The 13594-nt window shown below is 63.6% G+C and carries 11 protein-coding genes and 1 pseudogene; 4 read left to right on the top strand and 8 right to left on the bottom strand.

Annotated elements, in window-relative coordinates; genetic code table 11:
* Positions 1-10: 10 nt before the first annotated feature.
* The 3 genes from Q8K09_RS06995 to Q8K09_RS06985 form a co-directional block, all read right to left on the bottom strand.
* Positions 11-1426 (bottom strand): MFS transporter, encoded by a 1416-nt coding sequence (locus Q8K09_RS06995; protein WP_305254247.1) that lies wholly within the window; start codon positions 1424-1426, stop codon positions 11-13.
* 246 nt (positions 1427-1672) lie between these two features.
* On the bottom strand, positions 1673-2284 hold the full coding sequence (locus tag Q8K09_RS06990; protein ID WP_305254246.1) for a glutathione S-transferase family protein: 612 nt from the start codon (positions 2282-2284) through the stop codon (positions 1673-1675).
* A gap of 25 nt (positions 2285-2309) precedes the next feature.
* Positions 2310-3578, bottom strand: coding sequence for a NupC/NupG family nucleoside CNT transporter (locus tag Q8K09_RS06985; RefSeq protein WP_305254245.1), 1269 nt, complete (start codon positions 3576-3578; stop codon positions 2310-2312).
* Between the two features lie 221 nt (positions 3579-3799).
* On the opposite strand from Q8K09_RS06985, the gene Q8K09_RS06980 reads away from it, so the two are divergent.
* The 3 genes and pseudogenes from Q8K09_RS06980 to Q8K09_RS06970 all read left to right on the top strand — a co-directional run bounded on the left by Q8K09_RS06980 (position 3800) and on the right by Q8K09_RS06970 (position 6683).
* Positions 3800-4705, top strand: coding sequence for an SDR family oxidoreductase (locus tag Q8K09_RS06980; protein ID WP_305254244.1), 906 nt, complete (start codon positions 3800-3802; stop codon positions 4703-4705).
* Positions 4706-4781: 76 nt separating this feature from the next.
* Positions 4782-5729, top strand: a pseudogene (locus Q8K09_RS06975) (ABC transporter substrate-binding protein); the annotation flags it as partial.
* A gap of 144 nt (positions 5730-5873) precedes the next feature.
* On the top strand, positions 5874-6683 hold the full coding sequence (locus Q8K09_RS06970) for a proline/glycine betaine ABC transporter permease (RefSeq protein ID WP_305254397.1): 810 nt from the start codon (positions 5874-5876) through the stop codon (positions 6681-6683).
* Between the two features lie 68 nt (positions 6684-6751).
* On the opposite strand, the gene Q8K09_RS06965 is transcribed toward Q8K09_RS06970, so the two are convergent.
* The 3 genes from Q8K09_RS06965 to Q8K09_RS06955 form a co-directional block, all read right to left on the bottom strand.
* A complete protein-coding gene (locus Q8K09_RS06965; protein WP_305254243.1) occupies positions 6752-7960 on the bottom strand; it encodes an acyl-CoA dehydrogenase family protein in 1209 nt (402 codons plus the stop codon).
* A 23-nt stretch (positions 7961-7983) separates the two neighbouring features.
* Entirely contained in the window at positions 7984-8280 is a 297-nt protein-coding gene (locus Q8K09_RS06960) for a putative quinol monooxygenase (RefSeq protein WP_305254242.1), read from the bottom strand.
* 138 nt (positions 8281-8418) lie between these two features.
* A complete protein-coding gene (locus tag Q8K09_RS06955; RefSeq protein WP_305254241.1) occupies positions 8419-9219 on the bottom strand; it encodes a crotonase/enoyl-CoA hydratase family protein in 801 nt (266 codons plus the stop codon).
* Positions 9220-9455: 236 nt separating this feature from the next.
* Between Q8K09_RS06955 and Q8K09_RS06950 the strand changes: the two genes are divergently transcribed.
* The gene (locus Q8K09_RS06950; RefSeq protein ID WP_305254240.1) at positions 9456-10961 is read left to right on the top strand and encodes a HAMP domain-containing sensor histidine kinase; all 1506 of its coding nucleotides are present in this window, start codon (positions 9456-9458) and stop codon (positions 10959-10961) included.
* A 65-nt stretch (positions 10962-11026) separates the two neighbouring features.
* Here the strand turns inward: Q8K09_RS06950 and Q8K09_RS06945 are convergent, their stop codons facing one another.
* Positions 11027-12157 (bottom strand): acyl-CoA dehydrogenase family protein, encoded by a 1131-nt coding sequence (locus tag Q8K09_RS06945; RefSeq protein WP_305254239.1) that lies wholly within the window; start codon positions 12155-12157, stop codon positions 11027-11029.
* 38 nt (positions 12158-12195) lie between these two features.
* Entirely contained in the window at positions 12196-13389 is a 1194-nt protein-coding gene (locus Q8K09_RS06940) for an acyl-CoA dehydrogenase family protein (RefSeq protein WP_305254238.1), read from the bottom strand.
* Positions 13390-13594: the final 205 nt, after the last annotated feature.

Here is a 13594-nt window from a genome sequence, read left to right as displayed (position 1 = left end):
GGACCGGCCGTCAGTCCGCCATCATGCGGCGGAGCGCCGTGTGGCGTGCGATCCGGCGTTCCAGCGCCGCGCGCAGCCTTGTCTGACGCTCCCGCGTGATCGGGTAGCGGAGGATGATTGCGATGGAAATGAGCCAGAGGACCAGCGGCACCATGCAATACATGGCGAGGAGCGCGAAAAGCGCCTCGGGCGAATTCTCGCGGGACTGGGCGCTGAAACCCGCCCAGGCAAGGATCGGCAGGGCGAGACCGACGCCGACCGCCTCGAAAATCTTGCGGACCATACCGAGGAACGCAAACATGAAAGCCGCGCGCGGCTCTCCGCTCTTGATCGTGTCGAGATCGACGACGTCCGCCATGATGGAGGGGCCGAGGATAGGGGCCGCGCCGAGCGCAAGCCCCTGGATCACCGTGATGAAGAGGAGGCACCATATGACGGCTTCAGGCGCCACCGGCTTCACCAGATAGATGACGGCCGGAACGAGGGCGAAGACGAACATGGAGGCGATGCCCGCGGAAGCAATCGCCTTGTGCTTGCCCATGCGGCTGCCGAGCCAGACCCAGAAGGGCGAGCCGATGACGCCGGCAACGAAAAGCACGAAGATCAGAACGGTGCCCGCCTGTCCTATTTCAGCGACGTGATCGTAGAAGAAGATCACGACACCGATATTGATGGAGCCGGCAAGCGCGCCGAAGATCGAGCTAAGCAGGATGATACGGAACGGGCCGTTCTTCATCGCGACGCGAAGGCCGCGGCGGAAGGGAATTGTTTTCGTCTCGTGGATGCGCGGCTCAGGCACCGACGCGAAGACGATCAGGGCACAGATCGGCAGCATGAAGGCCGTCAGCCAGCCGAGCACACCGACTGCCGAACGGCTGGCCGCGCCCTCCTCCGCCGAGGTACCGCTCCAATAAGCGCCGACGATGGGCGCGGTGATGGCGATCAGAAGGCCGGCCAGCAGAAACATCTCGCGGCTGCCGGTGATGCGGTTGCGCTCGCTGTAGTCGCCCGAAAGTTCGGCGCCCCACGCGCCATAGGGAATTGTGATCAGCGTGTAGCCGAGATAGATCGCCGATATCCAGATGAGCAGATAGAGGTTCGATACTTCGCCCTGCGGTACGAAGAGCATCAGGGCGGAGACGACCATGACGGGCACGCCCGCGATAATCCAAGGGCGCCTGCGCCCAAAGCGCGAGCGGGTGCGATCGGAAAGACGGCCGATCAGCGGATCCGTCACCACGTCGGAAATACGCGCCAGCATCAGGATGATGCCCACGGCGGCGAGGTCGAGACCGAGCGTGCTCGAATAGAAAGGCGGGAGATAGACCGCAACGGGCAAGCCGATGACCGCGAGCGGTACGACGAGCTGGCCATAGGCGATGAGCTGCCATGTCGTCAGGCGCGCTTGGCCCTTCTCCTCCGTCATCGTGCCACTCCTCCCAAAGCGCAACTAATAAAGATAGCTTACTATCTCTGCCGCAGGACGCAATGTCCGTCCGCCATATTGCGACCTATTTCGGTTCAGGCTGCGTTCAGCTTCAAAACGCGATTATCGCATCAACCGATGGGTCGAGAGTTCATCGGTGATGTTTCCAGCCGGGACTTTAATCGGGTGCGGATGGGAACGTATTGGCGGCGTCCATTCCGTACCCCGTGGACGCCGCCTTTATTTTTACGCCGCAGCGCTGGGCCTTTGCGAGACCCGCGCGTGCCAGGCCCGCAGGTTCGGCGCGTCTTCCGGCATTTTCAGCCCTGCAAAATCCGCAAAGTCGACCGTACAGAGCGCAGTGATGTCAGCGGCGGAGAAATAGTCTCCGGCGAGAAATTCGCGCCCCGCAAGCTCGCGGTCGAGCCAGCGGAAGGCCGCAGTGGCGGCTTCGCGGTTCGACTCGCCGAAGTCGTTGAACTGCTTCACAACCTTCGCCGTGTAAGGGTGCGCGTGGCGCCAGAAATTCCCTATCGGCCCCATCAGCGCGAATTCGACGCGGCGGAGCCACATGTCGACCTGCGCGCGTTCGAGGGCAGTACGGCCGAAGAGAGGTTTCTCCGGGTACGTCTCCTCCAGGTAGCGGCAGATCGAGACGCTTTCGGAAATGGTCGTGCCGTCATCGAGTTCAAGGACCGGCGTCTGGCCGAGCGAATTTTTCTCGCGAAAGGCGTCCGACTTGTGCTCACGCTTTGCCAGCGCGACCTCCTCAAGCGGCAGGTCGATGCCTTTTTCGGCGGCGAATATGCGGACGCGGCGCGGATTGGGCGCGGGCATGGCCGAGTTGTAAAGCTTCACGACAGTTCCTCCCCTTGTTTTTCTGTTAAACGATGAGGCCGATCACCGCGCCGGTCATCGAGGTCGCGAGGGTGCCGGAGATGAGGGCACGCGGCGCAAGCGCCACGATCTCGGAGCGGCGCGAGGGCGCGATGGCAGTGAGGCCGCCGATCATGATGCCGACGCTTGCCGGATTGGCGAAGCCGCACAGCGCGTAGACTATGATGAGGCGCGAGCGTTCGCTCAGGCCCGCGCCGGCTTCTCCCGCCAGCGCGATATAGGCGAGAAGTTCGTTCAGGATCGTCTTGACGCCCATGATCTGCCCGGCTGCGGGCGCCTCCGTCCACGGTACGCCCATCAGCCAGACGAGCGGTGCGAAGGCCCAGCCGAAGAGGCGCTGGAGCGTGAGCGGCGCCTCGCCGACATCGGGCAGCAGTGCCAGCAGAACATTGAGGAGCGCGACGAAGGCGACCATCACCAGCAGCATGGCGATAATGTTGAGCAGCAGATGAAGCCCCTCGAAGGTGCCGCGCGTGAGGGCGTCCATGCTGTTTTCATAGTCGACCACGGGCACATCGTCGCCGACGCCGGTGGGCGTGCGTCCCGCCTCCTCCGGCACCATCAGGCGTGCGATCAGCAGGGCGGCGGGGAGCGAGATGAGCGAGGCCGTGACGATCTGGCCGAGCGATCCCGGCACGACGGGCGCGATGATGCTGGCATAGAGGAAGAGAACGGTGCCCGCGACGGTGGCAAGGCCGACCGTCATGACGGCAAAGAGTTCGGAACGGGAGAGACGCTCCAGATAGGGCTTGATGAGGAGCGGCGCTTCCACCATGCCGACAAAGACATTGGCGGCAGAGGCAAGGCCGACCGCGCCGCCGATGCCCATGGTCTTGCGCAGCAGAACCGCGAAGCCCCGCGTGACGACCGGCAGGACCCGCCAGTACCAGAGGAGCGCGGAGAGCGCCGACATGAAGAGGACGAGAGGCAAGGCCTGGAAGGCGAGGACGAAGCTGTTTTGCGGGTGCGCAACCTCGAAGGGCGCGGCACCGCCGCCGACATAGCCGAAGACGAAGCCGGTGCCGGCGGAGGTCGCCGCCATCAGCGCTTCCACGACGCCGTTGAGGCCGACCAGCGCGTCGCGCGCCAGCGGCAGCTTCAGCAGGATCAGCGCCACGCCGATCTGGAGAGCGAGAGCGATGGCGACATCGACCGCCAGGTAGCGGCGGGAGGCGCGGCGGTTCTCGCTCAGCACCCAGGCAAGGCCGATAATGGCCGCGAGCCCGAGGGCGCTCTGGAGAGACAAAAGGGTCATAAAAGGGAGCTTTCCGGCAGGGATTCGCGGCTTTTGGCGGGTGCCGACATCATAGGGGGCCGGTCGCAGAGCGCAATGGAACCGCCCGGCAGGGCTTCCCTTGACCCTCGCACGGCTCTCATGCACAAAGTCCCCGCAAGTTTCCCATGGGCCACGCCCCAAGCCCCGAAAGCGGGCATTCCGGCGGCCCCGCCCCACCTGTTCAACTGGAGAAAAGACCCATGAGCATTCGTTTTGACGGCAAGGTCGCCATCGTGACGGGCGCAGGCGGCGGCCTCGGCCGTTCCCACGCGCTGGAACTCGCGCGGCGCGGCGCCAAGGTTGTCGTGAACGACCTCGGCGGCGACCGGACCGGCGCCGGCGGCTCTTCCGACGCGGCCAACAAGGTGGTCGAGGAAATCAAGGCGCTGGGCGGCGAGGCGATCGCCAACGGTTCGTCGGTGACGGACGACGAGGGCGTCCAGAACATGGTCAAGCAGACCATGGACAAGTTCGGCCGCATCGACATCCTCATCAACAATGCCGGCATCCTGCGCGACAAGTCGTTTTCGAAGATGGAAATCGCAGACTTCCAGCTCGTCGTCGATGTGCACCTCATGGGCACCGTAAAGCCGACCAAGGCGGTGTGGGAAATCATGAAGGAGCAGAATTACGGCCGCATCGTCGTGACCGCCTCCTCGACCGGCCTCTACGGCAATTTCGGCCAGACAAACTACGGCGCGGCAAAGCTCGCGGTTGTGGGCTTCATCAACACGCTGAAGCTGGAAGGCCAGAAGAACAACATTCACTGCAACGCGCTGGCGCCCGTCGCCTATACGCGGATGACCTCCGACCTGATGCCGCCGGAAGCCGAAGAGATGCTGACGCCAGACGCCGTGTCGCCGGGTGTCATGTTCCTCGTCTCGGAAGACGCGCCGACCGGCATGATCCTCTGCGCGGGTGCCGGCGTGTTCGCCGCCGCGCGCATGGAAGAAGCCGAAGGCATTTTCCTCGGCCGCGAAGGCCTCACGGCCGAAAAGGTCGCCGAGAACTGGGGCAAGATTTCCGACTTCTCGAACGCCACCCCCTTCTTCATGGGCGGCGAGCAGACCGGCAAGTTCTTCAAGCTGGCGACGGGCGGCAAGTAAGCCTCTCCGCCGGACGGACGACAAAGGGGAACCTTCCGGGTTCCCCTTTTTCTTTGGCGGCGCCTATAGTGCTGCGATGCTGAACCGGGCTCTCTTCGCTCTTGCGGCGCTTTTCCTTTCGATCTGCGGCTTCCCTTCCGGCGCCGCAGCCACGCCGTCATTCGAGGTCGACCGGCCGGTGATGTTCGGCGGGCTCGACTGGGATTCCAACGCCTTCCACACCGAACTCGCGCGCGTCATTCTCGAACGCGGCTATGGCTGCGAGACGGATGTGCTGCCGGGCTCGACGCTGCCGCTCGTGACGGGGCTCGGACAGGGCGATATCGACGTGCTGATGGAAATCTGGCGCGACAATGTCACGGAGCCGTGGAACGAAGCGCTGGAAGCCGGGACCGTGGTTTCGCTCGGCACAAATTTTCCGGATGCGGTGCAGGGCTGGTATGTGCCGCGCTATGTGGTGGAGGGCGACGCGGCGCGCGGCATCGAGCCGATGGCGCCAGATCTCCGGTCCGTCTCCGATCTCAAACAGTACGCTGCCCTGTTTCGCGATCCTGAGCAGCCGGGCAAGGGACGCTTCTACAATTGCATTCTCGGCTGGAGCTGCGAGGAGCAGAGCACACGCAAGCTCGAAGGGTATGGGCTCGACCGCTTCTATACGAACTTCCGGCCCGGAACCGGAGCGGCACTCGCCGCCGCCATCGCTTCCGCCTATGAGCGCGGCGAACCCGTCGTCGCCTATTACTGGGGACCGACATGGGTTCTCGGCGCATTCGACCTCGTGAAGCTCGAAGAGCCGGCCTGGTCGGAAGAGGCGTGGAACGCCTTCAACGCCGACCCGAAGCGGAACCCGCCCGTCGCCTTTCCGACCGTCGAGGTCATCATCGGCGCGAATGCAAGGTTCGCGGAGAGGGCGCCGGAGGTCGCGGCCTTTCTGCGCGCCTACGAGACGACGGGGCAGATGGTGAGCGAAGCGCTCGCCTATATGCAAGCGAACAGGGACGCGTCGGCGCGGGATGCGGCGCTGCACTTCATCGAGACGCGGCCGGACATCTGGCGGCAATGGGTGACGCCCGAGATCGCGGCGCGGGTGACCGGCGAACGGGAGGCGGAAGCGCGAAGCTTTCCGTTGGCGCTCGAATTTCCCGTCGAGGCATGGGTCAATCGCGCGATGAAGAATTTTGTCGCGGACTATGGCAACGCTTTCCATGCGGCGAGTGGCTGGTTGCTCGCGCTCATCGTGGCGCTCGAGGCGGGCCTCGGCGCCCTGCCCTGGTGGCTTATCATCCTCGCGGTTGCCGGGGCGGCCTGGCACGCCTCGCGGCGGATCGTGCTGCCCGTCGCACTGGCGGCGCTGTTGTTCCTGATCGGCGCGCTGGGGCTCTGGGATCTTGCGATACAGACGCTGGCGCTGATGCTCGTGTCGGTCTTCTTCGCGGTGCTGATAGGTCTGCCTTCGGGGATCGCGATCGCGGCCAGCGACCTCGCACGGCGGATCGTGTTGCCCGTGCTCGATGCGATGCAGACGCTGCCGAGCTTCGTCTATCTCATTCCGGCGCTGATGCTGTTCGGGCTCGGCAAGGTGCCTGCGCTCTTTGCGACGCTCATCTATGCAACGCCACCGCTGATCCGGCTGGTCGATCTCGGCTTGAGAACAGTGGACCGGCAGCTGGTGGAGATGGCCGCCGATCTCGGCGCCGACAAGTGGCGGCAACTCATCGACATCAAACTGCCGCTGTCGCTGCCGAGCATCATGGCGGGGGTCAACCAGACGACGATGATGGCGCTCTCCATGGTCGTCATTGCCTCGATGATCGGGGCGCGCGGGCTCGGCGAGGAAGTGCTGCTCGGCATCCAGCGCCTCGATATCGGGCGCGGGCTGGCGGCGGGCATCGCGATCGTCGCGCTCGCCATCGTGTTCGACCGGATCACGCAGGCCTATGGACGCGTGAAGCGCAAAGATGCGCCACTGCCGCGCTAGCTCACGAGAAGAAAACGGGGGCGGAATTTCTTCCGCCCCCGGACTGTCAGATAATCATCTGGCGATGCTCAAAGCCCGAGCACGGCCTTCGCCATGATGTTGCGCTGGACCTCATTGGAGCCGGCATAGATCGACGCCTTGCGCAGCGAGAAGTAATAAGGCGCAACGGTGAAGGCATTCTTGGGGCCGATGTCGGGCTCGTTGGTCTCGATCATGCCATCCTCGACGAAGGGGATGGTGTAGTGACCGAGCACTTCGACCGCGAGCTGCGAAACCGCCTGCTGGATTTCCGTGCCGCGGCACTTCAGCAGCGAGGATTCCGGGCCGACATTTCCGCCGGTCGAGAGCGCAGAGAAGATGCGCAATTCCGTGAACTCCATCGCCAGTATCTGCGACTCGAGATCGGCGACGCGGGCCTTGAATTCCGGGTCGTCGGCGAGCGTGCCGCCATCGACCATGGTTTCCTTCGCCATCTTTTTCGTCTTGGCGACGGCGCGGTAGAGGCCGGCCGAGTAGGGATTGCCGCGTTCGAATTCGAGCAGGTACTTGGCGTAGGTCCAGCCCTTGTTCTCCTCGCCGATACGATTTTCCATCGGCACCTTCACGTCGGTGAAGAAGACCTGGTTCACTTCCTGGTGGGGGCCCGGCGTGCCGTCGAGCAGCACCAGCGGCTCCACCTTCACGCCCGGCGTCTTCATGTCGATCAGAAGGAAGGAAATGCCTTCCTGGGGCTTCCCTTCTTTCGAAGTGCGGACGAGGCAGAAAATCCAGTCAGCCCACTGCGCCACCGAGGTCCAGATCTTGGAACCGTTGACGAGGTAGTGGTCGCCCTTGTTCTCGGCCTTGGTCTGCAGCGAGGCGAGGTCGGAACCGGCGCCCGGCTCCGAATAGCCCTGACACCAGAGGACGTTGGTTTCGAGAATGTCCGGCAGGAAGCGCTTCTTCTGTTCGGGTGTGCCAAACTTCATGATGACGGGGGCCACCATGGTCGGGCCGAAGGGAATGGTGTGCGGCACGCCGGCGCGGCCCATCTCCACGTCGAAGATATATTTCTGCGAGGCGGTGAAACCCGGCCCGCCATATTCCGTCGGCCAGTTGGGCGCAAGCCAGCCCTTCTTCGCCAGTGCCTTCTGCCACTTCACATGGTTTTCCTTGTCCATGTAGCCGTGCTTCGAGCGCGCGTGCTTCGCGCGCATCTCCGGCGTGTAGCTCTCTTCGATAAACTGACGAACTTCCTGACGGAAGGCTTCGTCTTCCTTGCTGAATGCGAGATCCATGATGCGCTTTCCCGGTTAGCCGTTCATTCGACCTTGTCGAGGAAAAGAAGTGTCGGCGCTCCGCCGAGGACCGCGCCGAGGGCGGGGCCGGCCGCACGGAAATATTCCGTCTTGCCATGCGCGTCGAGGTCGGCCTGCGAGGCATATTGCTCCATGACGACGAAGGTGGAGGGTTCCGACTTCGACTTGAAGAAATCGTACTGGAGGCAGCCCTTCTCGTTCGCCTTCACCTTCGAGCGCAGTTCGCCGAAGACCTTCTCGAATTCCGCTTCCTTGCCCGGCTGGACCTTAAGGGTCGCCACTACACCGATGACACTCATGTTTCGCTCCCGTTTGCTGGGCCTGACGCCCGTGTTCTGTTGCCGGGGACTTTAGGGGCAAAGCTCCCCCGCTTCAATGCGCGGGCCGCCGCGGGCTGTTCGCCCGCTGCGGCGGCCCTGTTCAGTTTCGAACGGTTCTCAGGCGCCCTTGTAGTTCGGCGCGCGCTTTTCGAAGAAGGCGTCCAGCGCTTCCTTGTGGTCGCTGGTGTGGTGGGCCAACGCCTGCATGGAGGCCGAAAGCTCCATCACATTGTCGAAGGAGGTGAGCATGCCCTGGCGCAGGAGCTGCTTGGTCATGCGAAGGACGTCCGGCGCCTGGTTGCAGATCTTTCCGGCGACCTCCCGGGCCCGGTCCATCAGCTTGTCGGCGGGAACCACTTCGGAGACGAGGCCCCAGTCCATCGCCGTCGCCGCGTCGATGGTGTCGCCGGTGTAGAGAAGCTCGGAGGCGCGGGCCATGCCGATAATGCGCGGGAGCAGCCAGGCACCGCCGTCGCCCGGGATGAGGCCGATCTTGAGGAAGGTCGCGCCGAAGATTGCGCTGTCGGCCGCGATGCGCGTATCCGCCAGGCAGGCGACGTCGTTGCCGAGGCCGATGGCGGGACCGTTCACGGCGGCGATGACCGGCACCTCGATGCCCCAGACGGATTTCACGATGCGGTGGATGCCGTTCCGGTAGCGCTCGCGGATATGAACGCCGGGACCGCCGAAGCCGTCGCCGCCCTCGCGCATCGCCTTCACGTTGCCGCCCGCGGAGAAAGCCTTGCCGGCTCCCGTCAGGATCACGCAACGAACTTCCCGGTCGGCGTTGATCCGCGCGGCGGCGCTGGAGAAGTTCTCTGCATCCTCAGGGGCGCCGAGCGGGTTACGGCTCTCGGGCCGATTGATGGTCAAGGTGACGACGGGGCCGGCTTTTTCGAAAATCAGGGGATCGCTCATCGCGGACTGCCTCTTTCCTGTTCATTGTGTCTGCCTGTGAGACAGATTCTGCTGACGAGCCCATTCTTCCAATCAAAAAGGGCGCGGCGCTCGGCCGGATTATGCCGTCTTAACCATGCCTCGGAAAACCTTATTAAGACTTTTAGCGGAGGCTGGAGCTCGAAAATCAGGAATCGCCTGCGATCGGAAAGTGGCGCGGGCGACTTCGTTTCGACAGTGGGCAAAAGGGCACCGGCATGACGTGGGAAGATGCGCCTCATGGCGCCGCCAGGGTTGGCGCACGCGAGAGCCTTTTTGGTGCTCCGGCGCGCTGGCGCAGGGCGCTGCACGTCTATATCGATGCCCTGAAAGCGGGGGGGCCTCCGCTTACGCCTGCCGCGCGGATCGAACAAATGCGCACGCTCGCGGAATCGCAGACGAGCGTTCCCCTCGCCTTCCCCCTGCTGATGACTGTTTATGCCTTCAGCCATCACGGAATCGTAGCTTGGCAGAATATCGCGGTGTGGCTCGGTGCAATGCTGGCACTGCACCTGCTCACCTATGTCAACGCCAAGAGATTTCTCGCGACGGACGTCGAGCCGGAGGATGTCGATCGCTGGCGGTGGCGCTTCGAGGGCCTTACGGCCCTCTTCTCGATCAGCTTTTCCTCGCTGCTCTTCCTGTTCTGGGTGCCGGACGACCTTATTCATCAGACCTACCTGATTTCCTCCGTCACCATCGCGCTGGTGCCGATGACGCTGGTGACGATCTTCTACTTTCCGGTGTTCTACTGGACGGTGCTGCCGACCACCCTCGCGTTGGCGCTGCGGCTGATCCTGTTCGGCGGAGTCCAGCATTTCGCCATGGTGGCGGTGCTGATCGTCTTTACCGCGCTCCTCATCCGCCTCGCCGCGCAGGTGAACGGGGTCATGCTGCGCGCCATTACGCTGCGCGAGGATAAAAACGGCCTCATCGAGCAGCTCTTCAAGGCGAAACGCGATTCCGACGCCGCCCGGGCCCGCGCCGAAGAGGCCAATCGCGCCAAATCGCACTTTCTCGCGAATATGAGCCACGAACTTCGTACGCCGCTCAACGCGATCATCGGCTTCTCGGAGGTCATGGCGTCGGAGATTTTCGGCAAGCATTCCGTGCCGACCTACAAGGAGTATGCGAACGACATCAACCGGTCGGGGCAACATCTGCTCGGCCTCATCAACGACGTGCTCGACCTCTCCCGCATCGAGGCCGGCCGCTTCCAGATCACCGAAGAAGAGGTCGACATCGTTCAACTGGCAGCCGATTGCCGTCGCATCCTCGAAATCCGCGCGCAGGCGCAACGCGTTTCGATCACCGAGGACTTCGCGGCCGGCCTGCCGATCGTCTATGGCGATGCCCGTGCCCTGCGGCAGACCTGGATCAACCTGCTGACCAATGCGATCAAGTTTTCGCCGCCCGACTCCGAGGTCAAGATGTTCGCGCGCATGGAGGCTTCGGGCGAGATGCGCTTCGGCGTCCACGACAACGGACCCGGCATTGCGGAATCGGAAATCGACAAGGTGCTGCACGCCTTCACGCAAGGCGCAACGGGGCTTGCGCAGCCGGGCAAGGGCTCCGGCCTCGGCCTTTCCATCGTCAAGGGCCTGCTCGCGGTTCACGGCGGACGCTTCGAACTGAAGAGCAAGCTCGGTGTCGGAACGCAGGCCGAATGCACGCTGCCGCCCCAGCGCCTGCGGGCACCGGCCCCGATCCCGCGCCGCGCCTGATCCATACCGTCGTATAAAAAAGGGGCCGCTCGCGCGGCCCCTTCGTCTATCCGGTCCGGTGCCACTCAGGCGGCTTCGGAGTAGCGCTTCAACTGGTGGTCGACATTGCCGAACTGCGTGTCGATCATGGTGAGACGCTTGAAGTAGTGGCCGACATTGAGTTCGTCGGTCATGCCCATGCCGCCGTGAAGCTGCACGGCCTGCTGGCCCACGAAGCGCCCGGCCTTGCCGATCTGCACCTTGGCGCCGGCGGCGGCCTTGGTGCGCTCCACATCGCTCTCGCCGAGCTTGAGGTTCACCATGTAGGTCATGGAGACGGACTGCTCATACGCCATGAACATGTCGACCATGCGGTGCTGCAGGACCTGGAACTTGCCGATCGGCACGCCGAACTGCTTGCGCGTCTTGCAGTATTCGACGGTGGCGGCGTTGAGTTCCTTCATGCAGCCGATGGCTTCGGCGGAGAGGGCGGCAATCGCCTCGTCCGTGATCTTCTCGACGAGGGGCAGGCCCTTGCCTTCCACGCCGATCAGCGCATCCGCGCCAACCTTGACGTTTTCAAAGGTGATCTCCGAAGCGCGGCGGCCGTCGACCGTCGGATAGTCGCGGGTCGAGACACCCGCCGCCGACTTGTCGACGATGAACACGGAAACGCCGTCGCGGTCACGCTGACCGCCGGCACTGCGCGCCGTCACGATAAGCTTCTGCGCCCAGGGTGCGCCGAGAACCACGGCCTTGTAGCCGTTGATCGTGTAGCCCGCGCCGTCCTTCTTCGCCGTCGTCTTGAGGTCGGCGAGGTTGTAGCGGCCCTGCGGCTCGGCATAGGCGAAGGCCCAGACCGTTTCGCCGCCGACGATGCCGGGGATATGCGCTTCCTGCTGCTCTTTCGAGCCGCCCTCGCGCAGGAACCCGCCGGCGATCACGACCGTTTCGATGTAGGGCTCGACCACCAGATGACGGCCGAACTCTTCCATGACGATCATGTTTTCGATGGCACCGCCGCCGAGGCCGCCGAGCTCTTCGGAGAACGGCGCGGCGAGGAGGCCGAGTTCGGCGAACTGCGCCCACATCTCGGGACGCCAGCCATCGGCCGTCTTCACGACCTTGCGGCGCGTGTCGAAATCATATTTGTCGGCGAGCAGGCTCTGTACGGTATTGCGGAGCAGCGTCTGCTCCTCGGTGAACGAAAAATCCATCTCTGACCTTCCCCTTGATGTTTCTGCGGCGCCGCGGCTTAGAGGCCGAGCACCATTTTTGCGATGATGTTGTGCTGGATCTCGTTCGACCCGCCATAGATCGAGGTCTTGCGCATGTTGAAGTAATCCTGCGAGACGCCCGGCGCGTAGTCGGGACCCGGCGTGAATTCGTTGCCGGTGACTTCCATGCGCGGCGCCTGCACGAAGGCGTAGTTGCCCACGGCTTCCATGGTCAGCTCGGTGATGCGCTGCTGGATTTCCGTGCCCTTGATCTTGAGGATCGAGGCTTCGGGGCCGGGACCGCGCCCCCTGCTCTCGGCGGCCAGCGTGCGAAGCTCGGTCACTTCGAGGGCGGAGAGGTCGATCTCGAGTTCGGCGACCTTGCGGGCGAACTCGTCCGTCTTCATCAGCGGCTCGCCGTCGACGAGTTCGGCAGCGGCAATCTTCTTCAGCCGTTCGATGGCCTTCTTGGAGCGGGCGACGCCGGCGATGCCGGAGCGCTCGTTGCCGAGCAGGAACTTGGCGTAGGTCCAGCCCTTGTTTTCTTCGCCGATCAGGTTTTCGACCGGCACCTTGACGTCTTCGAGGAAGACCTCGTTGACTTCATGCGCGCCGTCCATGGTGATGATCGGACGCACGGTGATGCCCGGCGTCTTCATGTCGATCAGCAGAAAGGAAATGCCTTCCTGCGCCTTCACATTGGCGTCGGTGCGGACGAGACAGAACATCCAGTCGGCGAATTGCGCCAGTGTTGTCCATGTCTTGCCACCATTGACGATGTAGTGGTCGCCCTCACGCACCGCCTTGGTGCGCAGGCTGGCAAGATCGGAACCCGAACCCGGCTCGGAATAGCCCTGACACCACCAGTCATCGGCCGACAGGATGCCCGGAATGAAACGCTTCTTCTGCTCCTCATTGCCGAAGGTGTAGATCACCGGGCCGACCATCGACAGACCGAAGGGCAGCAGCGGCGAGGTTTCGGCGCGCGCGTTTTCTTCGTTCCAGATATAGCGCTGGGTGATCGTCCAGCCCGTGCCGCCATATTCGACCGGCCAATGCGGCACGACCCAACCCTTCTTGTAGAGGATGCGGTGCCATTTCAGGATGTCTTCCTTCGACATCTCGCCGCGTGTGCGGCGGCCGCCCTTCAGCTCCTGCGGGTAGTTGTCGGCGATAAACGTGCGAACCTCGTCGCGAAAGGCAAGCTCTTCGGGGGAGAAGCTCATATCCATAGGGTCGACCTCCATAGTGGCGGCGCACGGGCGGCCTTCGCCTCCCGCGCTTCACGCCGGCTTATTCGTTTTCATGGTCCGGTGCCGCCCGTCCGGAGGGTTCGGCCCCCCGTCGATCCCGCGTGCCGAGACGCTATTTTGGCGGTGATAATAGTCTCAAAGGCCCCTGTTGCAAGGGCACGGCCTCCTATGCCGCGAACGGGGC

This window comes from Pseudomonas sp., from assembly GCF_030683065.1.
Classification (GTDB): domain Bacteria; phylum Pseudomonadota; class Gammaproteobacteria; order Pseudomonadales; family Pseudomonadaceae; genus Aquipseudomonas.
Note: the sequence above shows the minus strand (reverse complement) of the source record. Positions and strands in the feature narration are given on the sequence as shown.